Origin of the sequence: Spirillospora sp. NPDC000708 (genome assembly GCF_040299565.1) — a bacterium.
Taxonomy (GTDB): Bacteria; Actinomycetota; Actinomycetes; order Streptosporangiales; family Streptosporangiaceae; genus Spirillospora.
Window position 1 is genome coordinate 41,172 of record NZ_JBEPCJ010000015.1, and the last position, 25,143, is coordinate 66,314.

Below are 25,143 nucleotides of genomic sequence, written 5' to 3' on the forward strand. Positions count from 1 at the left end.
CATGACCACCCCCCGCGTCTTCACCGCGATCGTCAACCCGGCCGCCGGCGGATCGGCGTCCGCGTCCTCGCTGATCCCGCTCGCCCGGCTGCTGCGCGAGGCCGGCGCGGAGGTCGCCGTCGAGTACAGCCGCGGCCTGGACCACGCGCGCACCGTCGCCCGCGACGCCGCCGAGGCCGGCCGCGTGGTGCTCGGCGTCGGCGGCGACGGCATGATCGGCTGCGTCGGCGGCGCGCTCGCCGGCACCGGCGCCGTCTTCGGCATCGTGCCCGCCGGGCGCGGCAACGACTTCGCCCGCCAGCTCGGCGTCCCGGCCGACCCGGAGCGGCTCGCCCCGCTGCTGCTGGACGGGGAGCCCCGCGCGGTCGACGCGATCGAGGCCAACGGCACCCCCGTGCTCGGCAGCGTCTACGCGGGCGTGGACGCCGTCGCCAACGCCAACGCCAACAAGACCCGGCTGCTGCGCGGGTCGGCGGCCTACTACGTCGGGGCGCTGCGCGCGATCGCCTCCTGGCGCGCGGCCGACTACCGGGTGATCGTGGACGGCGAGGAGCACCGCCGCGAGGGCTACACGGTCGTCGCCGCGAACTCCGGCTACTACGGGTTCGGCAAGCACGTCGCGCCGGACGCCCGCGTGGACGACGGCCTGCTCGACGTGGTGCTCGTCCGCAACGCCTCCCGGCTGCTGTTCTTCGCGGTGATGCGGGAGCTGGAGGCCGGCACGCACGTCCGGCGGCCGCAGGTGGAGGTGCTGCGCGGCCGCGAGGTGCGGATCGAGCTGGCCGGGCCGCCCGGCCGGACGCTGCCCTACGGCGCGGACGGGGAGCTGCCGGGCGTGCTCCCGGTGACCGCGAAGGTGATGCCGGGGGCGCTCCGCGTCCTCGCCCCGTAGACGCGCGCGCCCTCGCCCCGTAGAACGGCGATTCCGGGCCCGCCGAAAGGGCGTCCGACCTGCGCGGACGCCTGATCCACGGTTTTTGGACCCTCGTTTGGGGCGGTTTACACACCCATTACGGCCCTCCGTATAGCGTCAATTACGTCCCGCTTTCGGGACCTTGGGGTCGTCTGTGGAGGCATCATGAGAAGGCGATCGCTCGCCGTTCTGGGGGGACTCATGATGGCCGCAGGCGCCCTCCGCGTGGTGGCGCCGGCGTCTCGGGGGGTGGCGCCGGCGCCCACCACGGTCCGGTTCCGGCTCGGTCCGGTTCGCCCGGTGCCGATCCGGAGCCTCACTGCCGGACGCGCCCCGGCGCGCCCCGTTCCCGCGCGGACGGCCCGAGCCTAGGCTGAGCCGGTGCGCACCCTCCTCAATCTGATCTGGCTCGTGTTCTCGGGCCTCTGGCTGGCGATCGGGTACGCGATCGCCGGCGTCATCTGCTGCGTGCTCATCATCACGATCCCCTTCGGCATCGCCGCGTTCCGGATCGCGATGTACACGCTCTGGCCCTTCGGCTACACCGTGGCGCGCCGCCGCGACGCCGGCGCGGGCTCGGCGATCGGGAACGTCATCTGGGTGATCGTGGCGGGCTGGTGGCTCGCCCTCGGCCACCTGTTCACCGGGATCGCGCTCTGCGTCACGATCATCGGCATCCCGTTCGGCATCGCCAACTTCAAGCTGATCCCGGTCTCGCTGCTGCCCCTCGGCCGCGAGATCGTCCCGTCCGGCGACCCCCGCTCCTTCGGCGCCGCCTGAACGACCCCTCCGAGCGACACGCCGTCTCTCCACGGCGATGTCGCTTGACGCCCCAGATCGCCTCCGGACAGGCTGGGAGCACCCCCCTTCACCCCCGCCGGAGGCCCCCTTGTGCGCCGAGCAAGCCGCCGCCCCCGAGAACTCCCGCGCGTCCGAGGCGGGCGCCGGCTGGGCGTGCCGCAAGCCGGGCACGTTCCGCGATCTGCTGCCCGAGCACGTCCCCGACTTCTCCTGGCGCCGCCCGAAGGTGCTGTGGCGGTCCCGCAACGACGTGGTCGCGCGGCTGTTCGGCGACCCGTCCAACGCGATCCGCCGCCGGGCCGTGGCCGCCCTCCGGGAACGCGGGACCCCCGCGGCGTTCACCGTCCACCGCCCGGAAGAGGAGTTCTCCTTCGCCCTCCTGGGCGACACGGGCGAGGGCGACCGGTCGCAGTACGCCGTGGTGCCGCCGCTGCTGCACGCCACCGCGGGCACCGACTTCATGGTGGTCGCGAGCGACGTCATCTACCCCACCGGCGACGCGGGCGACTACCCCGAGAAGTTCTACCGGCCCTACCGGGACTATCCCGCGCCCATCTACGCCGTCCCGGGCAACCACGACTGGTACGACGGGCTCCGCGGGTTCCTGCACGTGTTCTGCGGCCTGGACGCGGACTGCTCGCCCCACTGGCGGGGGCCGCTGTCGTTCATCCCGCGCCTGTTCTGGCGGCACTCGGGGAAGGTCGACCGGCGCGCGCTCGCGGAGGCCCGGTCCCTGTACCGCGGCGCGCCGGACCAGCAGGCCGTCCAGCCCGGACCGTACTGGGCGATCGACACGCCGTCGCTGCGCATCATCGGCATCGACACCGGGATCACCGGCGGCATCGACCGCGAACAGGGCGAATGGCTACGCGGGGTCTCTGCGGGCCCCAAGCCGAAGATGCTGGTCACGGGCAAGCCGCTGTACGTGGACGATGAGCACCACCCGGGGCCCATCGAGGGCGGAGGGACGGTCGACGAGATCGTCCGCGACCCGGCGCACAACTACGTGCTCGCGGTCGGCGGCGACATCCACAACTACCAGCGCTACCCGGTGAAGGTGGACGCGACCGGGCGCGTCATCCAGTACGTCGTGTCGGGCGGCGGCGGCGCGTTCATGCACGCGACGCACACGATCCCGCGCGCCCGGGTGGTGGAGGAGAAGGACTTCCGCTGCTACCCGCTGCGGGGCGACTCGCTGTCGCGCTACAGCCAGCTGTACGGGCGGTGGACCCGGATGCCGGGGCTGTTCGACCTCACGCCGGAGGAGGCCACGGCCGTCATCCGGTCGCGGGTGGGGATCGAGCCGGGACGCGCCTACGACGGGCTCCAGCCGTCCCGCCGCGCCCGGTTCGTCGCGTTCGTCCTGGGCGTTCCGCGGGGCGTCCGGCGCCGCTCCCGCTTCCTGCGGCTGCCGGTGCGCCGGATGCCGCAGCGGTTCCGCTCGGAGATGGCCGACTGGGACAGCCCGCCGTTCTTCAAGAGCTTCCTGCGGCTGGACGTGACCGCGTCGGAGCTCCGCGTCCGCTGCTACGCCGCGACCGGCTGCGGTGACCACGAGGCGGCGCCGCCGATCGAGGACGAGGTGACGATCCCGCTCCGGTGAGGCGGGAGTGACGGGGGGATTGGAGAATCCGCCAGAAATGTCGACAAAATACGTCGATTTGCCGCGCGACGTGCCGTAATGCCGTTACAGTCTCAGCTCACCGACCAGGTGACCGGTAACGGACGGTCGGCCGGAGAACGACCGCGTCCCCAGGAGAGCGACTCGATGAGTTACCCCCAGCAGGGTCAGGGCCAGCCTTACCAGCAGCAGCAACAGCAGCAGGGCTACCAGGGCGGCTACTCGCCCGCCCCGGCACAGCAACAGCAGCAGCAGGCCGTCGCGCGTGGCGCCGGCTACAACATGAAGCGCCGCAACCCCGTCGGCGCCTGGCTCGGACTGCCGATGATCACGCTCGGCGTCTACGGGCTCGTCTGGATGTTCAAGGTCCACAGCGAGCTGCACAACTACGACCGCCGCATCGACGACGCCGCCACCGGCGCGCTGCTGTCGATGATCTTCGGCTTCGTCACCCTCGGCATCTGGCCGCTCGTCGTGTGGTGCAAGCTCGGCGGGCGCATCGCCCAGGCGCAGCGCGCCGCGGGCCTGCCCGCGACCTGCAGCGGAGGCATGGGCTTCCTGCTCGGCATCCTCGGCTTCGGCGTCCTGTACTACCAGCTCCAGCTCAACAAGGTCGTCGACCGCTACGGCGAGACCCCGGCGGGCCAGCAGGTCTCCCTGGTCGCCTGACCTGACCCGCTCCAACCCCGCAAGGGGGCCCCGGCCCTGGCCTCCTGGAACGGCTCCGAACCCCCTCCGCCCCACGCGGAGGGGGTTCTGTCGTACCCGGGGGCGAGAATGGGCGGGTGAGGATCGCGGTGGCCGCCGGGGCGGGGGACGGGGGCGAACTGCGGCCGCTGGACGAGGACGGCTCGCCCGCCGGGCCCGCGTACGCCGTCGCCGACCTGGCCGGCGACATCGCCGCCCGCGAGCGCGCGGACGCGCCGCGCTGGGTGTGGGCGTCCAGCGCCCGGCTGTACCCGCGGCTGCTGCGGGCCGGCGTCCGGGTCGCGCGCTGCCACGACCTCGAACTCGTCGAGAACCTGCTGCTGGGGCACGCCGGCCGCTACGGGGAGCCGCGCTCGGTCCGGGCGGCGTGGGCGCGGCTGCACGGGCTGCCCGTCCCGCCCGACCCGCCGCCGTCGCAGGAGGCGCCGGCGCACGCCTCGCAGGCGTCGCTGTTCGGCGACGACGACGGCGGCGAGCGGGCGGCTCCGTCCGACGACCTCGGGCAGGTCGTCGAGGTGCACGCGGCGCAGCAGCGCGCCGTCGCCGGGCTGGACGGGTTCGCGCTGCTCGCCGCCGCCGAGTCCGCGGGCTCGCTGGTGGCCGCCGAGCTGGGCCACGACGGGCTGCCCTGGTCGGCCGCCGAACACGACGCGCTGCTCACCGAGATGCTCGGCCCGCGCCCGTCCGGCGGGCTGCGCCCGCGCCGGCTGCAGGAGCTCGCCGACCGGATCGGCGCCGCGTTCGGCCCGCGCACGCACGTCAACCCCGACTCCCCGGCGCAGATCCTCAAGGCGTTCGCGGCGGCGGGCCTGCCGATCCCGTCCACCCGCGCGCACGTGCTGAAGCGCGTCGACCATCCGGCCGTCCCGCTGCTGCTGGAGTACAAGGAGCTCGCGCGCCTGCACGCCGCGCACGGCTGGGCGTGGCTCGACACGTGGGTGCGCGGCGGGCGGTTCCGCCCCGAGTACGTGGTGGGCGGTGTGGTGTCCGGGCGGTGGGCGACCAACGGCGGGGGCGCGCTGCAGATCCCGCGCGTGCTGCGCAGGGCCGTCGTCGCCGACCCCGGCTGGTGCCTGGTGGTGGCGGACGCGGCGCAGCTGGAACCGCGCGTCCTCGCGGCCCTCGCGGGCGACCGCGCGTTCGCCGACGCGGCCGCCCACGGCGACCTCTACGAGGCGCTGTCGGACGCGTTCCGGTCGGACGAGGCGACGGGCGGGCTGTCCGCGCGCGCGAAGGCCAAGCTCGCGCTGCTGTCGGCGATGTACGGCGGCGGGACGGGCGAGGCCGTGCAGCTGCTCGGCGTGCTGAAGAGCCGGTTCCCCGACGCGTTCGAGTACGTCGAGGCCGCCGCCCGCGCGGGGGAGCGGGGGCGGCTCGTCCGGTCGCTGCTCGGCCGGACGTGCCCGCCGCCGTCGGCGGGCTGGCGCGAGCTGACGCTGGCCGCCGACGACGAGGGCGACGCGCCCGACCCGTCCGCGGCGGCGGAGGGGGCAAGGCGTCCGGCGACGGCCGCGCAGGCGCTGCGCAGCCGGGGCCGCTTCACCCGCAACTTCGTCGTGCAGGCGACGGCGGCCGACTGGGCCCTCGCCCTGCTCGGCTCGCTGCGCCGCCGCCTCACCGCGCTCGGCCCGCCCCGCCTGGTGTTCTTCCAGCACGACGAGGTCATCGTGCACGCGCCGGCGGAGCTCGCGGACGCCGTGACCGAGGCCGTCCGCGCCTCCGCCGAGGAGGCGCGGCGGCTGCTGTTCGGCGCGACGCCCGTCGCCTTCCCGATGGAGATCGCGGTGGTGGACCGCTACGCCGACGCCAAGTGAGCGGCGAGCGCGCGGACCGTGTTCGCGGCGGCGAACGCGTGCCCCCGGGCGTTGAGGTGGAGCCGGTCGGCGCTGTAGATGCCGGGGTCGGCCGCGACGGGGTGGCCGGGCGGGTTGTCGACGTGGCAGGCGCCGTGCTCGGCGGCGACCTCGGCGGCCAGCTCGTTCAACCGCCGCGTGCGCGCCGACAGCACCTCCCGGAAGCGGGCCGGGCCGAGCCCCGCGGCGGTGATGTCCAGCAGCCCGATCGTGGCGACGTCCGCGCCGGCGGACCGGAACGCGCGGACCATCGCGGCCAGCTCGCGCCGCACCTCGTCCTCGTCGAAGTGCGGGCGGAGCATGTCGTTGCCGCCCGCCACCACGAACGCCAGGTCGGGCCCGAACTCCAGCGCGGGCCGGAGCTGCTCGGCGGCGACCCGCGCCGCGACGAGGTCGCGGCGGCCGAGGTTGAGCGCGGTGAAGCCGTCCGTCACCGCGCCGAGCGCCTCCTCGACGCGGTCGGTCCAGGACAGGTCGCGGTAGCCGGGCACCGGCTCGCGGACGCCCTCGGCGACGCTGTCGCCGACCGTCACCATCCTCTTCCACCGCGCGTCGGCCAGCAGCGCGGCGGCCTCGGCGGCGGTCAGCACGGCGGGGTCGGTCCACTCGGTCAGGGGCTCCGCGGCCGTGCTCGCGGGCGTCGTCTCGGTCATGTCGTCTCCCATCAGGACGTGCTCGGGCGGACGGTCAGGAACGCCCCCGCGAGGCCGGCGCCCGCGGCGGCGAGGGTGCAGAACAGGTAGACCGCGGTGTAGTCGCCGTGCACCGCCCGGTCCGGCAGCATCGCGGCGAGCGCCGCGATGCCGAGCGCGCCGCCGAGCTGGCGGGCGGTGGTGTTGAGGCCGGTCGCGCCCGCGAACCGCTGCGGGCCGGCCGACAGCGCGGCGGCGGACGCGGTGCCGGTGGTGACCATCCCCATGCCCGTCCCGGCCAGCAGGCCGAGCGGCAGCCAGAACGTGAGGAAGTGCGGCTCGGCCGGCAGCCCGGCGACCGCCCAGATCCCCGCGCCCACCATGATCAGGGCGCCGCCCGACACGGCGGGACGGACGCCGATGCGGCCGGTGAGGCGGCCCATCGTGACCGCCGCGGCGGTGGCGGTGAAGGCGCCGGGTGTCGAGGCGAGCCCGGCCTTGAGGATCGAGTAGTGCCACTCGCCGGTCAGGTAGAGGACGCCGAGCAGCAGCCAGGAGTACAGCGCCGTCCCGTACAGGAACGAGGCGGCGTTGGCGAGGGCGAACCCGCGGGTGCGCCACATCCCGATCTCCAGGGCGGGCACGGGGTGCCGGGCCGACCGCCACAGCGCCAGGGCGGCGAGGACGGCGCCGCCGAGCAGCAGCGCGAGCGTGCGGGCGTCGGTCCAGGACCAGTCGCCGGCCTGGGTGACGCCGAGCGCGATGCCGGCGACGCCGGCGCCGAGCAGGACCGTCCCGGCGAGGTCGGGCAGCCGCCCGGCGGTGCCCGCGGTGCGCGGCAGCCGCAGCCCGCCGAGCAGCATCACCAGGCCGAACGGGACGTTGATGACGAACAGCGCCCGCCAGCCGAACCGGTCCACGAGGACCCCGCCGAGGCCGGGGCCGACGGCGGCGGCGAACGCGCCCGCGGCGCTCCACAGCCCGATGGCGCCCGCGCGCCGCGCGACGGGGGTGTCGTGGAGCAGCAGGGCGAGCGACGCCGGGATCATCGCGGCCGCGGCGGCGCCCTGCACCCCGCGGGTCGCGAGCAGGACGGGCACGTTCGGCGCGGCGGCGCAGGCCAGGGACGCGAGCGTGAACAGCCCGGTGCCCCACAGGTAGAGCGAGCGGCGGCCGACGAGGTCGGCGAGGCGGCCGGCGGGGGCGAGCAGCGCCGCGAACAGCACCGCGTAGAGGGTGACGATCCAGGTCAGGCCGGACAGCGAGGCGTCCGGGAAGTCGGCGTGCAGGTCGGGGACGGCGAGGTTGGCGACGGTGGCGTCGAGCATGGCCAGGAACGTCGCGCCGGCGGCGAGCCAGGGCACGTCCCGCCGCGCGGCCGTCGTGAGGGGCGGCGCCGTGGTGGCGGTCATGGAAGGTCCTCCAGAAAAGAACGAACGGTCGTACACTCTTCTCTCCACAAGCCTCCCGTCAAGGGGTTTACCGGATTGACTTTGTACGAACGGTCGTGCAGATTAGGTCACGTGAGCACTGACGGACGCGTTCTCAAGGGCGAGCGGACGCGCGCGGTCATCCTCGGCCGCGCCGCCGACATCGCCTCGGCCGAGGGACTGGAGGGCCTGTCGATCGGCCGGCTCGCCACCGAGCTGCGGATCAGCAAGAGCGGCGTCTTCACGCACTTCGGTTCGAAGGAGGAGCTGCAGCTCGCGACCGTCGCCAAGGCCGTCGAGGTGTTCCGCGAGCACGTCGTGGAGCCCGCCCTCGTCGTCCCAGAGGGGCTCGGGCGGGTCCGCGCGCTCCTGGACGCCTGGCAGCGCTACCAGCGGCAGCCGGTCTTCCCGGGCGGCTGCTTCTTCCACTCCACGATGGCGGAGTTCGACGCCAGGCCCGGCCGCGTCCGCGACGCCATCGCCTCGTCCCAGCGCGACTGGCGGGCCTTCCTGGAGCGCTGCCTGCGCGAGGCGCGGGACCGGGGCGACATCGACGCGTCCGCCGACGTGCCGCAGCTCGCCTTCGAGCTGGACGCCGTCTGCCGCACCGGAGCCGCCCACGCGCTGCTCCACGACGACCCGTCGCTGTACGACCGCGCCACCCGCGCGGCCGACACTCTGCTGGCCGCCGTGACCCCCGGCGGCCCGGGGCACTGACCCCGGGGCCGCCGGCTCAGGTGCCGCCTACGCGGCGGGTCAGCGGACGACCGTGTACGACGGGCGGCCGTTGAGCGCCTCGGCGTCGACGAACGACGTCTTGCGGTAGGCGCCGGTGATCCTGGTCAGCTCCTCCGCGGTCAGGACGTCCTCGATCGCGTCGAAGCCGTCCGGCGCGCGCTCGCTCACCATCCGCAGGATCCGCTCCGCCGGCATGTCGCGGCAGGCCAGGACGACCGCGTTGGCCGCCTCGCGGCGCTCCCGCTCGTAGCCGAGCAGGCCCTCGCCCGGGTCGGCGGCGCGGGCCAGCTCGTAGGCCAGCACCCGCGCGTCCAGGACGGCCTGGGAGCCGCCGTTGGAGCCGATCGGGTACATCGGGTGCGCGGCGTCGCCGAGCAGCGTGACGCGGCCGAACGTCCAGCGGTCCAGCGGCTCCCGGTCCACCATCGGGTACTCCAGGATCTCCTCGGAGCCCTTGATCAGCGCCGGGACGTCCAGCCAGTCGAACGTCCAGTCCTCGAAGTGGGGAAGGACGTCCTCGAGCCGGCCCGTCCGGTTCCAGTCGGCGGTCCGGTCGAGCCGGTCGTCGGCGAGCTTGACCTCCGCCACCCAGTTCAGCAGCGCCCGCCCGCGCCGCTCGGCCCGCATCGAGATCGGGTACACGACCATCTTGGACGTGGCGTTGCTGCCCGCGACGGCCAGCGTCCGGCCGGTGAGGAACGGCTCGCCCTCGGTGACGCCGCGCCACATCCGGATGCCGTTCCACAGCGGCGCGGGCTCGTCCGGGTACAGCTGCGCGCGGACCGTGGAGTGGAGCCCGTCCGCACCGATCAGCACGTCCGCCTCCACGGTCTCGGCGGTGCCGGAGGCCCGGTCGAGCAGGCGCGCCCGGACCCGACCGCCCTCCTGCTCGAAGTGTTCGAGCGCCGTGCCGGTGCGGACGGCGTCCTTGCCGAGCCGGGTCAGCACCGCGTCGAGCAGCGCCATCTGCAGCTCGCCGCGGTGGATGGAGTACTGCGGCCAGTCGTAGCCGAGCGCGCGGCCGCGCGGGTCGCCCCAGATCCGCCCGCCGAACCGGTCGAAGTGCACCATCTCGGAGGTCGGGATGCCGATCTCGGCGAGGTCGTCGCCGAGGCCGAGCTCGGTCAGCTCGCGGACCGCGTGCGGCAGCAGGTTGATGCCGACGCCGAGCGGCCGCAGCCGCCGCACCGAGTCGACGACGAGCGCCTCGATCCCGGCCTCGTGCAGGCTCAGCGCGGTGGTCAGCCCGCCGATCCCCGCCCCCACGATGAGTACGCGCATGAATCGCCCTTCGTGTTCCCCGGAGCGGGGGCCGGAGTCGCGGGCCCCCGCTCCGCTCTCGTTTCACGGCCGCTCGTGGCGGCGCTCGTTCGTCAGGCCGGGTCGGCTTTGCCCCTGGTCTTGCCCGCCGGCTTCCTCGAAGCCTCGGCCGCGGTCCCGGAACCCGACTTCGCCGGAACCTCGTCCTTGGCCGCGGCGTCCTCGTTCTTCGCCAGGGCGTCCACCTTGGCCGGGGCGTCCACCTTGGCCGGGGCGTCCGCCTTGGCAGGGCCCTCCTTCTCGGCCGGGGCGTCCACCGCGTCCGCGGGCGCGGCGCCCGGCACCTTGGCGCCGCCGCGGACCAGCCGTCCGACCTCGGCGCGCAGCCGGACGAACTCGGGCAGCCCGCGGGTCTCGATCTGGTCCCGCGACGCGGGCAGGCCGACCGGGATGTCGGCGTGCACGCGGGCCGGCGACCGGTTCAGCACGACCACCCGGTCGCCGACGTAGACGCTCTCGTCGATGTCGTGGGTGACCAGCAGGATCGTCATCTTCCCGGTGCGGTGCACGCCGAGCACGAGGTCCTCGAGGTCCTCGCGGGTCTGGGCGTCCACCGACCCGAACGGCTCGTCCATCAGCAGCAGCGACGGCCGGTAGGCCAGGGCGCGGGCGATCGACACCCGCTGCTGCATGCCGCCGGACAGCTGCCAGGGGTACTTGCGGCCCGCGTCGGGCAGGCCGACCGACTCCAGCGCCTCCTGCGCGGCGGCGCGGCGCGCGGCGCGTCCCATGCCGCGCCTCCGCAGCGGCAGCGCGACGTTGTCGCGGACGGTCAGCCAGGGAAACAGCGAGCGGCTGTAGTCCTGGAACACGACGGCGAGGTCGTCGGGCACGCCGCTGATCGGCGCGCCGTTCAGGGTGAGGGTGCCGGCGGTCGGCGCGATCAGTCCCGCGATGCAGCGCAGCAGCGTGGACTTGCCGCAGCCGGACGGGCCGACGATGCTGAGCAGCTCGCCGTCGGGGACGGTGAGGTCCAGCCCGTCGATGGCCTTGTGCCCGTCGGCGTAGGAGTGCGTGAGGCCGGTTATCTGAAGCATCGCGGCCGCCTTTTCTGTGTGGTGACTTCCGGCATGCGGGCCGCCGGCGGGGTCGCCGCCGGCGGCCGGGTGGTGGTGGGGGCGGGCGTCGCCGGTTCCATCGTGCGCATCAGCTCGTCAGCCGGCGGGCGCCGGCGTGCCAGGACAGCAGCCGCCGCTCCAGCAGCATGAACAGCCCGTTGAACAGCAGCCCGAGGACGCCGAGCATGACGATCCCGGCCCACATGGCGGGCATCTCGAACGTGCGCTGGGCGTTCAGCAGCTCCGCCCCGATCCCGGACGTGCTGCCGACGATCTCGGAGATGACCATCAGGATCAGCGCGAACGACAGCGCGACCCGCAGCCCCGCGAAGATCTTCGGCGCGGCGGCGGGCAGGATGACCACCAGCAGCCGGCGGAACCGGGAGACGCCGAAGACCTTGGCGGTCTCCAGCTGGAGCGGGTCCACGGTGCGCACGCCGTCGGCGGTGTTGAGCAGCACCGGCCACACCACCCCGAACGCGATCGTGACGATCTGCATGGTGGCGCCGATCTGGAACACCACGATGAAGAACGGCAGCAGGGTGGGCGGCGGGACGGCGCGCAGGAACTGCAGCACCGGGTCCAGCAGGTCGCGCGCGACCGTGGAGCGGCCGATCGCGGTGCCGAGCACCACGCCGGCGGCGCCGGCGGCGGCCCAGCCGATGAACAGGTGCGTGAGGCTGCTGGAGAAGTCGTCGACGGCCTTGTCGGTGAGGAACAGCTTCGACGCCGGCCCGGAGAACCACAGCTCGTGCAGCGCGTCGACGATCTTGGTGGGCGGCGGGAAGTAGGTCTCCTCGACCGTGCTGGTGACGACCTGCCACGCGATGACGGCGGCGGCGACCAGCCAGATCCGCTCGGCGAGGCCGCGGCCCAGTCTGAGCGCCCTCATGCGATCCCCTCCGCGCGGGCGGTGTGCCAGCGGAACGCGAAGCGCTCGAGGCCGATCAGCACGCCGTTGGCGAGCAGCCCGAGCACGCCGGCCCAGCAGGCGCCGGCCAGCAGCACGTCGGTCTGGCCGCCGCCGGACTGCGTGTCGTTGAGATAGATCCCCATGCCGTTGTCCCCGCCGACCAGCAGCTCGGTGCTGATCACGACGACGAGCGCGACGGAGGCGGCGATGCGGACGCCGGTGGCGATGAACGGGGCGGCGCTCGGCAGCGACACCCGCAGCAGTACCGCGGGCGTCCCGAACCCGAAGCTGCGCAGGCTCTCCTTGGCGACCGGGTCGACGTCGCGCAGCGCGTAGAGCGTGTTGACGAGGATGGGCCACAGGCAGGCGTAGAAGACCAGCGACATCTTCGTCTGGTCGGGCGAGCTGAACAGCAGGATGGCCAGCGGGATCAGCGCGACCGACGGGATGGGCCGGCACAGCTCGACCACGGCCCGGGAGGCGGTGCCGAGCAGCGGCACCGAGCCGAGCAGCACGCCCAGCGGCACCGCCACCACCACCGCCAGCAGCAGCCCGAGCAGCCACGCCTTCACCGTCGCGCCGACGTCGGTCAGGAACTCCTGGTCGACGGCGAGCTTGCCGGCCTCCCTCAGCACGGTCGACGCCGGGGGGAGGGCGGTGTCGTCCACGAGGCCGGCACGGCTGACGGCCTCGAGGACGGCGACCACCGCTACCACCCCGGCGGCGCCGAGGGCGATGCGGCGAGGGTTCATGAACTCGCCGAGAACAGCAGCGGCTTGACGTCCATCCGGTTGGGGATGTAGCCGAACTGCTGCATGACGTCGGCGACCCGCTGGAGCCGGGTCGCGCTCGTGGAGGTCGGGTAGGAGCCGTAGCTCATCGTCGAGGCGACCTTGGCGTCGATGCCCTTGGCGTAGGTGGGCAGGGTCTGCTGGACGAGCTTGCGGTCGGCGGCCATGCCCTCGGCCTTGACCAGGGCGCGCTGGAACGCCGCGACGGTCCTGGGGTTCTTGTCGGCGAACTTCGAGGTGGCGGCGTAGCCGCCCATCGGGAAGTCGGCGGTCGGGCCGCTGGACAGGTCGGAGATCATGCGGGCGCCCATGTCCTCCTGCATCTGCGTGCCGAACGGCTCGATCGCCTGGACGGCGTCGACGCTCTTGCTCTTGAGCGAGGCCTCCATGTTGGGCGGCGGGATCTCGACGAAGTTCTTGTCCTCGTCGAAGTCGACGCCCTGCGGCTTGGCGGCGGCGCGCACCAGCAGCGTGCTGACGTTGTGCTTGGTGTTGACGCCGATCTTCTTGCCGGCCAGGTCCTTGATGGTGTGGAAGGGGGAGTCCTTGCGGACCATCAGGGTGTGCGTCTTCGGGGCGCTCTGGAAGCCCTCCGCGACGACCTTGGGCTTGAAGCCCGGGTCCTTGGACGCGGCGGTGAACAGGGAGACGTAGTTACCGAAGGTGATGTCCAGCTGGCCGGCCTTGAGCAGCGGGATCGCCTCGGCGCCGCCGCTGACGACGCGGGTCTTGATGGTCAGTCCCTCGGCCTTGAACAGGCCCTTCTGGATCGCGATCTGCAACGGCGCGGTGTCGGCGATCGTCATCGTGCCGACCGTGATCGTGGACTTCTCCAGGCCGTTGGCCGACTTCTTGTCGTCTGAGCCGCCGCAGGCGGTGGCCGCGAGCGCTACCGCGATGGCGAGCGCGCCACCGAGGGCGGCACGGCGGTGGGAAGCAGACATGAGCAACGCTCCATTTGCGGGGGAGTTGGCTGAAAGCTGATCTTTCAACGAGGCGGGAGCGTAGCGCACGGTGACCCGCCTGGGGGGCGAGATGCGAGCTTTACGTCGGTTTATGTGAACATACCTAAACAATCCGTGACATTCGTATCCTCCGCATCACAAGTGCAGACCTATGTGATCATTCGGGTTGGCCATGTTGGTGGCTCTGTGTTGCAATGTTCCGCGCTCGCCCGCAGTGGCGCGGAGCGGGCGTCGCGACCCGAATCGCATTCGGGTCACCGTGCGCCGCGAGCGAACGACCCATTGAGAGGTAGCGGAGGGCAGTGCGGAAAGCCGAAGGGGCCGACAGCGCCCCGCAGTCCCCCGAGCAAGCCCCGTCTGCCAGCGTCGACGCCCCGAAGAGACGCTTGCTGGGAGGCCGTTTGAAGCTGCGCAACTGGCGGGTGACGACGCGCCTGTTCGCCCTCATCGCGGTGCCCACCGTCGTCGCGGCGCTCCTCGCCGGCTACCGCGTCTCGGTCTCCATGGACAACGCCCAGTCCTACGGCCGCACCGGGAAGATGGCTACGCTCGGTAAGCAACTGACCGCGCTCGCGTACGAGATGGAGAACGAGCGCGACGCGATGGCCGAGCACGCGGCCAACCACCGCGCCGTCACCACGGCGACCCTCAAGGCCGACCAGGCCCGCACGGACGCCGCGGCCGGCAAGGTCCGCGCCGCCGCCTCCGCCGTCAAGCCCGACTCGGCAGCGCTGCGCCTGGCCATCGGCAATGTCGTCAACCGCGTCGACGAGCTGGCCTCGCTGCGCACCCTGGCGATCCGGCTGGCGCCCGGCCCGGTCATCGACAAGTACACCGAGTTCATCGACGACTTCGCCAACTTCCACCTGCTGGTCTCGCAGGACGCGCCGACGCCCGAGCTCGCGCAGAGCGCCCTGGCGCTCGCCGACCTCGCCCGCGCCAAGGACGCCGCGTCGCGCGAGCGCGCGCTCATCGCCTCCGCCCTGTGGGCGGGCCGGTTCGAGCCGCTCGACCGCACGGCCGTCGACGACGCCCGCGCGGAGATGAACACCAGCATCACCGCGTTCCGCAGCTCCGCCACCCCCGCCCAGCTGCGGCTCTACGAGGACACCGTCACCGGCCCCGAGCTCGACCGCGCCGAGGTCACCCGGCTGGAGACGCTCGCCCTCGCCGACGCGAGCTCGCAGCTGAAGGTTCCGCTCAGCACCCGCACGGCGCGCGGCTGGACGTCCGACGCCGGCGTCCGGGTCGACCGGATGCGGACCGTCGAGCAGAAGATCGCCACCGACCTCGCCGGCTCGGCGGGCACGGCCGAGAGCGACGCGCGGACCGCCGCGATCCGCGACGGGTCGCTGCTGTTCCTCGTCCTCGCCGTCGTCCTCGTGCTGCTGATCATCGTGGCGCGGTCGCTGGTGCGGCCGCTGCGCCGGCTGCAGACCGGCGCCCTGGAGGTCGCCAGCAGCCGGCTGCCCGGCCTGGTCGACCGGCTCCGCGACCCCGAGGCGGCCGCCGGCGGCATCGAGGTCGCGCCGATCGAGATCGACTCCACCGACGAGATCGGCCAGGTCGCCCGCGCCTTCGACGAGGTCCACCGCGAGGCGGTCCGGCTGGCGGCGGACGAGGCCGTCCTGCGCGGCAACATCAACGCGATGTTCGTCAACCTGTCGCGGCGCAGCCAGTCGCTGATCGAGCGGCAGCTGCGGCTCATCGAGGAGCTGGAGCAGAGCGAGCGCGACGAGGAGCAGCTGTCCAGCCTGTTCCGGCTGGACCACCTCGCCACCCGCATGCGCCGCAACTGCGAGAACCTGCTGGTCCTCGGCGGCCAGGAGCAGGCCCGCCGGTGGAACAAGCCGGTCCCGCTGATCGACGTCGTGCGCGCCTCGCTGTCGGAGGTCGAGCAGTACGAGCGGGTCGCGCTGCGCGTCCAGGGCGACATGACCGTCGCCGGGCCCGTCGTCAACGACCTCGTCCACCTGCTCGCCGAGCTGGTGGAGAACGCGCTGGTGTTCTCCTCCGAGAACACCAAGGTCACCGTCTCCGGGCAGCTGCTCAGCGGCGGCGGCTCCATGCTGCAGATCACCGACAACGGCGTCGGGATGTCGCCCGAGGAGCTGGAGCAGGCCAACTGGCGGCTGGCGAACCCGCCCGTCATCGACTTCTCCGCCGCGCGCCGCATGGGCCTGTTCGTGGTCGGCCGCCTGGCCGTCCGGCACGGCATCCGCGTCGAGCTGCGGGCCGCGCAGGGCGGCGGGCTCACCGCGTTCGTCGTGCTGCCGGACGTCGCGGTCACCCCTGGCGAGCCCGCCGGCGTCGGCGCCCGCGGCCTCGGCTCCCGCGACACCGGTGGCCAGGGCCAGCTCGCCGCGCTCACGACCACCGCCGCCGAGCCGCCCGCCGCCGGCGGAGGCTTCCGCCAGGACGACTTCGGGCCCGCCGCGGGATTCGGCGCGGGCACCGGCGGCAACCCGATGGTCGGCCACACCGGCCCGCTGCGCCCGCTGCGCGGCGCCACCGGGCCGCAGCCGATGATGGGCGGCCCCCTCCACGCGGGCGACGGCACCGGACCGCAGTCGCCCCTGACGACGGGCCCGCTGACCCCGGCCGCCGGCACCGGAGCGCACGCCGCCCCGGGCACCGGCCCGCTGCCGGTCGTCCCGCCGGACATGCCGCGGCCCGCGGACGGCGCGCCGCCGAACGACCCGTACGGCGCCGGCGAGGCGCCGGGCTCGCGCCCGCCGGGCGAGCTGCCCGTCCGCCGTCCCGGCGCGCAGCTGCGCGGCCGGCAGGCCGAGGCCGGCCGGCAGGACAACGTCTTCCAGCCGCCCAGCGAGCGGGCGCGGAACGCCGCCAACGGCTACCAGGACGCCCCCAACGGCTACCAGGACGCGGGCGGCGGCTACCCGGACGCGGCCAACGGGTTCCGCGACGGGGGCGGACGGCACACCGGGCCGCAGCCCGTGGTGCCCGAGGCCCAGCCCGTGGTGCCCGAGCCGGGCTCCCGGCGCCAGCAGATCCCCTGGGAGACCGGGCCGCTGGAGCAGGTCGCCGGGGAGGGCCCGTACGCCGACGGCTCCCGCAACGGGGCGCCGGCCCGTGGCCGCGCCGCGGACCCGCGGCGCCGCGAGCCCGTCCCGGAGCCCCGCGTCCCCGAACCGTCGGGTTACGAGCAGAACGGCTACGAGCGGAACGGCTACGAGCGGAACGGTTATGATCAACCCGCTCCCTCCGCGCATCAGCCGCCGGCGCCGGCCGGAGCGAAGCCGCCGCCGCGGGTGCCCGAGCGTTCGCCGATCTTCGATGCGATGCAGTCGGAATGGTTCCAGCGCCGGACGGGAGGGGACGTGGCCGAGGATCCGGGCAAGGGCTGGGAGTCCCCCGCGGACGAGGGCTTCCGCGCCGCCGAGGCGATCCGCGAACCCGTCGCGGGCAGCCGCACGCAGGTCGGGCTGCCCAAGCGCGTCCCCGGCAAGAACCGCATCCCCGGGGCGGTCGGCAACCGGCCGGCCGCGGGGGGCGGGCAGCAGCCCCAGGCGGCGCCGCCCGCGGGCGGCGGCCGGACGCAGCCGGTGCCGCGTCCGGGGGCGCCCGTGCAGGACCAGCAGTCGTCCGGCCAGTCGGCCGACGTCGTGCGCAACCGTTTCGCGAGCCTGCAGCGCGGCGTCCATCGGGGCCGCAACGAGGCTCGTGGCGGGGGCACGTCAGGTGAGGTGCCGTCACAGGGTGACGGCGAGACGGGAGGCACCCGGTGAGCGGGCAGGATCTCAACTGGTTGGTGACGAACTTCGCGGACCGTGTCGCGAAGGTCGCGCACGCCGTCGTGGTCTCCTCCGACGGATTGCCGATGGCCTACTCCGCGGGCTTCCCGCCCGAGCGGGCGGACCAGCTGTCGGCGATCGCCTCGGGGTTGATGAGCCTGACCCAGGGCGCGGCGAAGATCTTCGACGCGGGTGGCGTGAACCAGACGGTCGTGGAGATGGACCGCGGCCTGCTGTTCGTGATGTCCATCGCGAACGGGTCGGTGTTCGCGGTGCTCGCGGCGCCCGACTGCGACCTCGGGCTCGTGGCCTACGAGATGACGCTGCTGGTCGAGCGGGTGGGCCGGGTGCTGACGCCGGCGCTGCGCGCGCAGGAGCAGCAGCAGCAGCCGTACGGCGGCCCCTCGGTGACCGAGATGGGCGCCGGCCCCGCCCGCTTTTGACCGTGACTGACTCTGACGGAGGTCGGCGACATGGATCGAGGCAGTCCCTTCGGAGGCGGTCCGGGAGGTCCCGGGCGCTGGCCCGGTGATCCGCGCTCGGTGCAGGACCGGCCCGGAGGGCGGGACGAGGGGGACAGCAGCTCGCTGGTGCGCCCCTACGCGGTGACCGGCGGGCGCACCAAGCCGCGGTACGACCTGGCGATCGAGGCCCTGGTGACGGCTGCGCCGTACCCGCCGCGCGACGTCGCCATGCTGACCCCGGAGTACCGGGCGATCATGGACCTGTGCCGGTCGGCCCGCTCGGTGGCCGAGGTGTCCGCGCTGCTGCGGATGCCGCTCGGGGTGGCCCGGGTCCTCGTCGCGGACATGGCCATGGAAGGGCTGCTGCGCCTGCACCAGTCGACCCCCACGACGGCCGGCGGCCAGCCGGACCTCCGCTTGCTAGAAAGGGTGCTCAGTGGCCTTCGGAAGCTCTGACCAGGTCCCGCCCCCGGGGCCGCACGGACCCGAGGCGGAGCTGACCTCGGTGAAGATCGTCGTCGGCGGCGGGTTCGGCGTCGGCAAGACCACCTTCGTCGGATCGGTCTCGGAGATCATGCCGCTCACCACCGAGGCGGTGATGACCGCGGCCAGCGCCGACGTGGACGACCTGTCGGCCGTCCCGGACAAGACGACCACCACGGTCGCGATGGACTTCGGCCGCGTGTCGCTGGACAGCGAGCTGATCCTGTACCTGTTCGGCACCCCCGGCCAGCACCGCTTCTGGTTCATGTGGGACGACCTGGTCCGCGGCGCGATCGGCGCCGTCGTGCTGGTCGACACCCGGCGGCTGGAGGACTGCTTCGCGGCGGTCGACTACTTCGAGGAGCTCGGCCTGCCGTTCGTCGTGGGCGTCAACGGGTTCCACGGCGAGTTCCAGTACGCGATCGAGGACATCCGCGAGGCGCTGTCGATCAGCGGCCACGTGCCGATCGTGCAGTGCGACGCGCGCAGCCGCGAGTCGACGAAGCAGGTGCTGATCACGCTCGTGCAGCACGCGATGTCGGTGCACGCCGCGGGCGCCCCGGCGGGCGCCCCCGCGCCGCCCGCCGCGTCCGGCGGGCAGCTCGGCTCGGCGTCGCCGAGCTGGACCTGACGCGGGGCCGGATCCCGGACCGGATCCGGCGCCTCGCGACCCGCGGGCCCGGCCGGTGTCGGCTGTCCCACATCCCGGATGGTTACGGTCGCGTAGATTGTGTGCACGATGCATGATTGTCTGACGTGACCGACTTTGAACCAGTGCCAGGGCCCGCGATGGACGAACCGGAGAAGATCCGTACCTACGTGGCCATCGGCGACAGCTTCACCGAGGGCTTGAACGACCCCTACCCCGGCGAGGACGACCGCTTCCGCGGCTGGGCCGACCGGCTCGCCGAGCACCTCGCCGAGCACACCCCCGGCCTGCGCTACGCGAACCTCGCGGTGCGCGGCAAGCTCGTCCGGCAGATCGTGGACGACCAGGTGCCCCGCGCCGTCGAGCTGAACCCCGACCTGGTGACGTTCTGTGCGGGCGGCAACGACATGATCCGCCCCGGCGCCGACCCCGACGCGCTCGCGGTGGTGTTCGACGACGCGGTCCGGCGGCTGCGCGCCACCGGCTCCCGCGTGGTGATCTTCACCGGGTTCGACACCCGCGGGCTGCGCAGCGGCTCGCGCATCCGCGGCAAGGCCGCCACCTACAACATGCATCTGCGCGCCATCGCCGACCGCCGCGGCTGCTCGGTCGTCGACCTGTGGTCGCTGCGGATCTTCAACGACCCGCGCGCCTGGTACGAGGACCGGCTGCACCTGTCGCCCGAGGGGCACCGCCGCATGGCGCTGGTCGTCGCGGGCGTCGTCGGCGTCCCGGTGAAGGACGACTGGCGCGAGCCGTGGCCCCCGCTGGACCCGGTGGACTGGCTCACCTCGCGCCGCGAGGACCTGCACTGGGCCCGCGCCTACCTGCTGCCGTGGATCGGCCGCCGCGCGACGGGGCGCTCGTCCGGCGACGGGCGCGGCCCGAAGCGGCCGCTCCCGACGGAGCTGCGGTCGCGGGAGACGGCGGGCTGACCCGAGGGCCACGTTTCCCGGGCGGGCGCGCTAGGCGCGGGGGGCCTCGTGCGCCGCGCCCGACGGGGCCGGGGGCTCGCCGTCACCGCCGGCGGCGCCGCGCGGGGGGTTGGGGGCGGCGGTTCCGTGCGCGGACAGGGCCGCCTCCAGCGACGCCTGGACGGGGATGCGGCGGTGCAGGCCGGTGATCTCCAGGGCGCGGCGGACGACCGGACGCGGGCCGGCGAGGGTGAGGCTGCCGCCGGCGGCGGTGGCGGCCTTGTAGCAGCCGACGATGACCGACAGGCCCTGGGAGTCCATGAAGTCCAGCTCGGCGAGGTCGAGGATGAGGTGGTCGCCGTGCTCGCGGCGGGCGGCCTCCAGGTGCCGGCGCAGCTCGTCCGAGCCGGCGATGTCGAGTTCGCCGCGCAGGCGCACGACGGCGCGTCCGGCGTGCGAGCGGGCGGTCACTTCGAGCGGTGGCACGGGGGTTTCCGCCTCCTCGGGGGCCGGGCGCCGCCGGGCGCGGCGCCCGGCGGTTATTTTCCGTATGACAACTATCGCCGAGGAGCGGCCGTGTGCCAACCCGGCGCGACGGGATGTGCGTGATCGCGCCGGGTCGTAGGGTGCTTGCCAGACGTGACGTCCCCGCCCCGCCGCATAGGAGAAGGACCAGGTGCGTTCCCCCCGGCTGCCGGACCATCTCGAACTGCTGCTCACCGAGGAGCCCGTGCTCGACGTGTACGCCCACGGGCCGTGGCGCGTGCCCGACGGGCTCTACGAGCGCATGCGGGAGCGGGCGGTCGCCTACAACGCCGACCCCCGGGCGGCGCTGCTCCCGCGCCGGCTGAGCGACTTCTACGGGGAGGGGACGAGCGCGGCGGGCGCCGAGCAGTGGTCGCTGCTGACGTTCCTGCTGGGCGCGTCCGCGGTGCGCGGCGGGTCCCGCGGCGACGTCGACTACGAGCTGCTGTCGGACTTCCTGGCGACGCCGGAGCCGGCCGTCCGCGAGCCGGTCGCGTGGTTCACCCAGGGCGGGCGGTGGCGCCCGCCGGGCCTGTGGCTGCCCGAGCCGGCCGGAGACGACCGCGAGCTGCGGACGGTGATGCTGGAGCTGGCGCGCGACGGCCTGGACGTCTTCGACGGCCTGGAGCCGCTGGAGCGGCGCCGGCGGGCGCTCGCGGGCCTGTTCGACCGGCGGGCCGCCGACCCGGAGCTGCGGGAGCTGGACCTGACGGTCCCGCAGGAGCGGCTTGAGGAGGTGTGGACGGCCGGGCTGACCGACGAGGAGCTGGCGGTCCTGCCCGAGCTGGCCGGGCCCGTCGGGTACCTCGGCTGGGCGTGCGACGGGCTCGACGCGGCGCACGCGCGGCTGTCGGAGGCCGTCCTGGACGGCGACGGCGCGGACGCGGCGCTGGCGAAGCTGCTGCTGGCGGCCGAGGCGGCGGCCGTCCCGGCGGAGTTCGCGGTCGCGCTCGGGGCCGACCGCTACGAGAACCTTCAGGAGCGGTTCCGCGCGGTCCGCGCCGGGTTCTCCGTCGAGGCGTGGCAGCAGGACGTGCGCGGCTGGCTGGCGCGCGGGCTGGTCGCGGGGGAGGCGGACGCGGCGCGGGCCTGGCTGGACATGGCGGTCCGCGTCACCGGTGCCGTGCAGGGCCTGCCGGACGCGCCGACGAGCCCGCGCTGCCGCGTCCCGGTGCGCCCGTTCCAGTCCGATCTGCGAAGGCTGTTCGCGGCGCGCCGCGTCGTCAACCCGCTGGTCGGCCTGCTCTCCCCGGAGGCGCCGGGCGAGGCCCGCCCGGAAGATCCGTCCGGGCGGGGCGAGGGCGCCCAGGACGGCCCGGCGCAGGACGAGCCGGGCGACGAGCTGGTCGGGCAGCCCGAGCTGGCGCGGGCCGTCCGGGACGCGCTGGCGGCGCGGCTGGCGGGGGAGCGGCCCGTCCGGCTGCTGATCGCCGGCCCGGAGGGCACCGGCAAGGGCACTGCCGTCGAGCTGCTGGAGCGGCGGCTGGCCGCGGGCGGCGCCGTCCGCGAGGCGCTGTGGGTCTCCGACCAGGTGTTCGCCTCGCTCGGCGTGAGCGACGCGGCGCTGTGGCTGCAGGCCCGCGTCCGCGACTGCGTCGAGGGCCGGATGCTGCTGGTCGTCGACGACCTGGAGCGGCTGGTCTCCTATGAGCGCTGCGGCGCCGCGGCGGTCGAGGAGCTGCGCCGGCTCATGGCGCGCTCACCGCGCCTGGACGTCGTCGCGCTGTGCCGCCCCGGGGGCGACCGGCGGCTGTTCGACGCCAACCCGGCGCTCGTCCGGGCGTTCGACGTGGCCCGCACGCACGACTTCGCCGAGGACGACTTCGCCGAGCTGTTCACCCGCGCCGTGCGCGCGCGGGGCGCCGTGGTGCCGGACGAGGTCGCCGCGACCGCCGGTGTGCTGCTCAGCCGGACGCCGCCGCTGCTGAACCTGCGCGGCGCGCGGCTGGCGGAGCACACCGCGGCGCAGTGCGTCGCGTCCGCGCGGGCCCGCGGGGACCGGGACGTCCCGGAGGTGACCGCCGCCGACCTGCCGCAGCGGCTCATCCCGGGCCGGCCCGCCGAGACCGACCCGTTCGCCGAGCTCGCCGCCTGCGCCGGCATCGCGCCGGTCAAGCGGGAGGTGGACGCGCTGGTCGCCGAGGCCAAGGCGGCCCGGCTGCGCCGCGAGGCGGGCATGGCGCTCGCCGCGCGCCCCCGGCACCTGGTGTTCACCGGCAACCCCGGCACCGGCAAGACCAAGGTCGCGCGGATCCTCGGCCGGATCTACGCCGGGCTCGGCGTGCTGTCGTCCGGGCACATGGTGGAGGTGGAGCGCGCCGACCTGCTCGGCGAGTACGCCACCGAGAGCGTGCTGCGGGTGCGCCGCGCCGTCGAGCAGGCGCTCGGCGGGGTCCTGGTCGTCCGGGACGCGCACGCGTTCGTCGCGGCGGCGGCGGTGGACGCCGTTCGGGGCCGCGAGGTCCTGGACGTGCTCCTCACGACCGTCCAGGCGCACGCCGACGACCTGGTGGTCGTGCTGACCGGGCCGCAGGCGGAGATGAACGGGCTGCTGAAGTCCCATCCCGACCTCGCCGCGCTGTTCCCCCGCACCGTCCACTTCCCCGACCTCACCGACGACGAGCTGGTGCAGGTGTTCGCGGGCAAGGCCGCCGACGGCGGGTTCGCGCTCGCCCCCGGCGTCCTCGACAAGGTCCGCTCGCTCGCCCAGGCCGCGCCGCGCGACAACGGCTTCGGCAACGCCCGCATCATGATCAACCTGCTGGACCGGGCGGTCGCGATGCAGGGCCGCCGGGTGCTCGCCGACGGCGTCGTCGACGAGACCGAGTCGCTCGACGAGATCCTCCTGGAGGACGTCCCCGACGCCCTCGCCCGCGCCGGCGGCGACGTCTCCTCCGACCCGCTCGGCGAGATCGCCCGGCTCATCGGGCTCAAGGAGATCAAGCGGCAGGTGGACGCGCTGGTCGCCGAGGCCCGCGCCGAGCAGATGCGCCGCGACGCCGGCGTGCCGCTGACCGCCCCGACCCGGCACATGGTGTTCATGGGCAACCCGGGCACCGCGAAGACGACCATCGCGCGGCTGATCGCGGCCGTGTACGCCCGGCTCGGCCTGCTGTCGTCCGGGCACCTGGTCGAGGTGACCCGCGCCGACCTCGTCGCCGAGTTCATCGGGCAGACCGCGCCCCGGGTGCGGAGCGCGGTCGAGCGGGCCCTCGGCGGCGTGCTGTTCATCGACGAGGCGTACGCGCTGACCTCGGCGGGCGGCGGCGACCAGCGCGACTTCGGCCACGAGGCGATCGCCGAGCTGCTGCGGCTGATGGAGGAGCACCGCGCCGACCTGGTGGTCATCGTCGCGGGCTACGACGCGGAGATGGAGCGCTTCCTGAAGTCCAACCCGGGCCTGGAGTCGCGCTTCCCGCAGGTCCTGCGCTTCCCCGACTACTCCGACGACGAGCTCGTCACGATCTTCGAGCTGATGGCGGCGACGGCCGGCCTCACGCTGGACCCCGGGGTCCCGGGCGCGCTGCGCCGGATCGTCGCCGCCCAGCCGCGCGGCTCCTCGTTCGGCAACGCCCGCCTCGTCCGGAACCTGCTGGACGCGGCGGTGTCCCGGCAGGCGCAGCGCATCACCGCCGCCCACGACGCGGACCCCGCCGCCATCGACCCCGCCGAGGTCCGCCTCCTGCGCCCGGAAGACCTCCCCGAGACGCCCCCGGAGGACACGGGCGCCAACGCCTTCGGCCCCTACATCTGACCGTTCCGGCCCGGCCCCGCGGGGGAGCGCCGCGGGGAGAACCAGTGGCGCGGGTGGCGGGTCAGGTTGTACCCCCCGACGGCGGCGACGGCGGCCAGGACCCCGCCGCCGAGCGTCCACCACCACCGGCTGGACGGCCAGGAGAACCAGCCCTTGACGCGCTCGGACGGCTTCGGCGCCGAACTGGCCGCGGACGGCGACGCCTCCGGCGCGGCGCCCGGCGGGAGGGTCGCCCCCGGGTTGACGGCCGGGGACAGCGGCGACTTCAGCTTCGCCCCGGCCGGCTGCGCGTCGCCGTTCCGCGCGCTGATCCTCACGTCCGCCTGGATCCGCTGCCCGAGGTCCTGCTCGGGCAGGCTGGTCGCCGACAGGCGCAGGTAGTAGGTGCCGGGCAGCGGGTCGTCCGACCACGGCTCGGCCCACGCGCGGATCTGCCGCAGCGTGCAGCGGAGCCGGACGCTCGCCGCGCCCGCGGCGGCGGTCGCGTTCTGCGGACCGGCCGTGCACGCCTGGCGGCGGCGCAGTCCGTCGAAGACGTCGGCCGTGTACGTCGCGGCGCCGTGCCGGCTCGCTGCGGGCGGCAGCGTGACGGTCACGGTGACGCGGTCGGTCTGCCCGGCGGAGGCCGCGAACGACCAGTACAGGTGGTCGCCGGTCGACGCGGACACCCGGACCGGCTGTCCCGGTTCCACGACGGTGGCCGTCAGGAAGGACGTCCCGGCCGTGCCGACCGTCGGGCGGGGGCTGGGCGAGCCTCCGCCGGCGGCGGCCGGCCCGGCGGCGAGGAGAAGGAGGAGGCCGCCGGCGGCGGAGCCGGCGAGCAGGGATCCGGCGAGGCGGGGGGTGGCGCGCACGG

Annotated in this window: 20 protein-coding genes and 1 pseudogene; 12 read left to right on the top strand and 9 right to left on the bottom strand. The window is 74.5% G+C overall.

Annotation, left to right across the window (positions count from 1 at the left end; all coding sequences use genetic code 11):
* Position 1: 1 nt before the first annotated feature.
* The 5 genes from ABT299_RS13685 to ABT299_RS13705 all read left to right on the top strand — a co-directional run bounded on the left by ABT299_RS13685 (position 2) and on the right by ABT299_RS13705 (position 5,857).
* Positions 2 to 892 (top strand): diacylglycerol/lipid kinase family protein, encoded by an 891-nt coding sequence (locus ABT299_RS13685; protein WP_387023805.1) that lies wholly within the window; start codon positions 2 to 4, stop codon positions 890 to 892.
* Between the two features lie 402 nt (positions 893 to 1,294).
* Positions 1,295 to 1,693 carry a YccF domain-containing protein gene (locus tag ABT299_RS13690; RefSeq protein WP_190865355.1) on the top strand — a complete coding sequence of 133 codons (399 nt, stop codon included), beginning with the start codon at positions 1,295 to 1,297 and terminating at the stop codon, positions 1,691 to 1,693.
* A 109-nt stretch (positions 1,694 to 1,802) separates the two neighbouring features.
* On the top strand, positions 1,803 to 3,317 hold the full coding sequence (locus tag ABT299_RS13695; RefSeq protein ID WP_500250957.1) for a metallophosphoesterase family protein: 1,515 nt from the start codon (positions 1,803 to 1,805) through the stop codon (positions 3,315 to 3,317).
* Positions 3,318 to 3,482: 165 nt separating this feature from the next.
* Entirely contained in the window at positions 3,483 to 4,004 is a 522-nt protein-coding gene (locus ABT299_RS13700) for a DUF4234 domain-containing protein (protein ID WP_500197571.1), read from the top strand.
* 116 nt (positions 4,005 to 4,120) lie between these two features.
* Positions 4,121 to 5,857 carry a bifunctional 3'-5' exonuclease/DNA polymerase gene (locus ABT299_RS13705; protein ID WP_500250958.1) on the top strand — a complete coding sequence of 579 codons (1,737 nt, stop codon included), beginning with the start codon at positions 4,121 to 4,123 and terminating at the stop codon, positions 5,855 to 5,857.
* On the opposite strand, the gene ABT299_RS13710 is transcribed toward ABT299_RS13705, so the two are convergent.
* Positions 5,839 to 6,549, bottom strand: a complete 711-nt coding sequence (locus ABT299_RS13710) for an SGNH/GDSL hydrolase family protein (RefSeq protein WP_500250959.1) — start codon at positions 6,547 to 6,549, stop codon at positions 5,839 to 5,841. The genes ABT299_RS13705 and ABT299_RS13710 overlap by 19 nt on opposite strands.
* An 11-nt stretch (positions 6,550 to 6,560) precedes the next feature.
* Positions 6,561 to 7,940: an MFS transporter gene (locus ABT299_RS13715; protein WP_500250960.1), complete on the bottom strand. Its 1,380-nt coding sequence runs from the start codon at positions 7,938 to 7,940 to the stop codon at positions 6,561 to 6,563.
* Positions 7,941 to 8,051: 111 nt separating this feature from the next.
* Between ABT299_RS13715 and ABT299_RS13720 the strand changes: the two genes are divergently transcribed.
* Positions 8,052 to 8,675 carry a TetR/AcrR family transcriptional regulator gene (locus ABT299_RS13720; RefSeq protein WP_433151398.1) on the top strand — a complete coding sequence of 208 codons (624 nt, stop codon included), beginning with the start codon at positions 8,052 to 8,054 and terminating at the stop codon, positions 8,673 to 8,675.
* A gap of 39 nt (positions 8,676 to 8,714) precedes the next feature.
* Here ABT299_RS13720 and ABT299_RS13725 read toward each other — a convergent pair whose 3' ends face one another.
* From ABT299_RS13725 to ABT299_RS13745, 5 genes and pseudogenes are all read right to left on the bottom strand, one after another.
* Positions 8,715 to 9,977, bottom strand: a complete 1,263-nt coding sequence (locus tag ABT299_RS13725) for a flavin-dependent oxidoreductase (RefSeq protein WP_190865347.1) — start codon at positions 9,975 to 9,977, stop codon at positions 8,715 to 8,717.
* Positions 9,978 to 10,303: 326 nt separating this feature from the next.
* Positions 10,304 to 11,053, bottom strand: a pseudogene (locus ABT299_RS13730) (ABC transporter ATP-binding protein); the annotation flags it as partial.
* A gap of 109 nt (positions 11,054 to 11,162) precedes the next feature.
* Positions 11,163 to 11,966: an ABC transporter permease gene (locus ABT299_RS13735; protein ID WP_190865343.1), complete on the bottom strand. Its 804-nt coding sequence runs from the start codon at positions 11,964 to 11,966 to the stop codon at positions 11,163 to 11,165.
* Entirely contained in the window at positions 11,963 to 12,739 is a 777-nt protein-coding gene (locus tag ABT299_RS13740; protein ID WP_190865341.1) for an ABC transporter permease, read from the bottom strand. Before ABT299_RS13740 ends, ABT299_RS13735 begins: the two co-directional genes overlap by 4 nt.
* The gene (locus ABT299_RS13745; RefSeq protein ID WP_190865339.1) at positions 12,736 to 13,722 is read right to left on the bottom strand and encodes an ABC transporter substrate-binding protein; all 987 of its coding nucleotides are present in this window, start codon (positions 13,720 to 13,722) and stop codon (positions 12,736 to 12,738) included. Before ABT299_RS13745 ends, ABT299_RS13740 begins: the two co-directional genes overlap by 4 nt.
* Before the next feature lie 422 nt (positions 13,723 to 14,144).
* Here ABT299_RS13745 and ABT299_RS13750 point away from each other — a divergent pair, with 422 nt between their 5' ends.
* The 5 genes from ABT299_RS13750 to ABT299_RS13770 all read left to right on the top strand — a co-directional run bounded on the left by ABT299_RS13750 (position 14,145) and on the right by ABT299_RS13770 (position 20,029).
* The gene (locus ABT299_RS13750) at positions 14,145 to 17,492 is read left to right on the top strand and encodes a nitrate- and nitrite sensing domain-containing protein (RefSeq protein WP_500250961.1); all 3,348 of its coding nucleotides are present in this window, start codon (positions 14,145 to 14,147) and stop codon (positions 17,490 to 17,492) included.
* A complete protein-coding gene (locus ABT299_RS13755; protein WP_151544491.1) occupies positions 17,489 to 17,941 on the top strand; it encodes a roadblock/LC7 domain-containing protein in 453 nt (150 codons plus the stop codon). Before ABT299_RS13750 ends, ABT299_RS13755 begins: the two co-directional genes overlap by 4 nt.
* Positions 17,942 to 17,971: 30 nt before the next feature.
* On the top strand, positions 17,972 to 18,418 hold the full coding sequence (locus ABT299_RS13760) for a DUF742 domain-containing protein (RefSeq protein WP_190865335.1): 447 nt from the start codon (positions 17,972 to 17,974) through the stop codon (positions 18,416 to 18,418).
* Between the two features lie 40 nt (positions 18,419 to 18,458).
* Positions 18,459 to 19,076: a GTP-binding protein gene (locus tag ABT299_RS13765; protein ID WP_190865387.1), complete on the top strand. Its 618-nt coding sequence runs from the start codon at positions 18,459 to 18,461 to the stop codon at positions 19,074 to 19,076.
* Between the two features lie 158 nt (positions 19,077 to 19,234).
* Entirely contained in the window at positions 19,235 to 20,029 is a 795-nt protein-coding gene (locus ABT299_RS13770) for an SGNH/GDSL hydrolase family protein (RefSeq protein WP_387023783.1), read from the top strand.
* 30 nt (positions 20,030 to 20,059) lie between these two features.
* Here ABT299_RS13770 and ABT299_RS13775 read toward each other — a convergent pair whose 3' ends face one another.
* A complete protein-coding gene (locus ABT299_RS13775; RefSeq protein WP_190865333.1) occupies positions 20,060 to 20,494 on the bottom strand; it encodes an anti-sigma factor antagonist in 435 nt (144 codons plus the stop codon).
* 190 nt (positions 20,495 to 20,684) lie between these two features.
* Here ABT299_RS13775 and ABT299_RS13780 point away from each other — a divergent pair, with 190 nt between their 5' ends.
* Complete coding sequence (locus tag ABT299_RS13780) at positions 20,685 to 24,287, top strand: AAA family ATPase (RefSeq protein WP_500250962.1); 3,603 nt, start codon at positions 20,685 to 20,687, stop codon at positions 24,285 to 24,287.
* Here ABT299_RS13780 and ABT299_RS13785 read toward each other — a convergent pair.
* Entirely contained in the window at positions 24,278 to 25,141 is an 864-nt protein-coding gene (locus ABT299_RS13785; protein WP_500250963.1) for a hypothetical protein, read from the bottom strand. The two genes, ABT299_RS13780 and ABT299_RS13785, sit on opposite strands and share 10 nt — an antisense overlap.
* Positions 25,142 to 25,143: the final 2 nt, after the last annotated feature.

Excerpts from the sequence above, each read along its gene's own strand:
- ABT299_RS13685 (WP_387023805.1), top strand. The coding sequence starts at position 2 with ATGACCACCCCCCGCGTCTTCACCGCGATCGTCAACCCGGCCGCCGGC.
- ABT299_RS13700 (WP_500197571.1), top strand. The coding sequence starts at position 3,483 with ATGAGTTACCCCCAGCAGGGTCAGGGCCAGCCTTACCAGCAGCAGCAA.
- ABT299_RS13710 (WP_500250959.1), bottom strand. The coding sequence starts at position 6,549 with ATGACCGAGACGACGCCCGCGAGCACGGCCGCGGAGCCCCTGACCGAG.
- ABT299_RS13715 (WP_500250960.1), bottom strand. The coding sequence starts at position 7,940 with ATGACCGCCACCACGGCGCCGCCCCTCACGACGGCCGCGCGGCGGGAC.
- ABT299_RS13725 (WP_190865347.1), bottom strand. The coding sequence starts at position 9,977 with ATGCGCGTACTCATCGTGGGGGCGGGGATCGGCGGGCTGACCACCGCG.
- ABT299_RS13735 (WP_190865343.1), bottom strand. The coding sequence starts at position 11,966 with ATGAGGGCGCTCAGACTGGGCCGCGGCCTCGCCGAGCGGATCTGGCTG.
- ABT299_RS13740 (WP_190865341.1), bottom strand. The coding sequence starts at position 12,739 with ATGAACCCTCGCCGCATCGCCCTCGGCGCCGCCGGGGTGGTAGCGGTG.
- ABT299_RS13745 (WP_190865339.1), bottom strand. The coding sequence starts at position 13,722 with ATGTCTGCTTCCCACCGCCGTGCCGCCCTCGGTGGCGCGCTCGCCATC.
- ABT299_RS13760 (WP_190865335.1), top strand. The coding sequence starts at position 17,972 with ATGGATCGAGGCAGTCCCTTCGGAGGCGGTCCGGGAGGTCCCGGGCGC.
- ABT299_RS13770 (WP_387023783.1), top strand. The coding sequence starts at position 19,235 with ATGGACGAACCGGAGAAGATCCGTACCTACGTGGCCATCGGCGACAGC.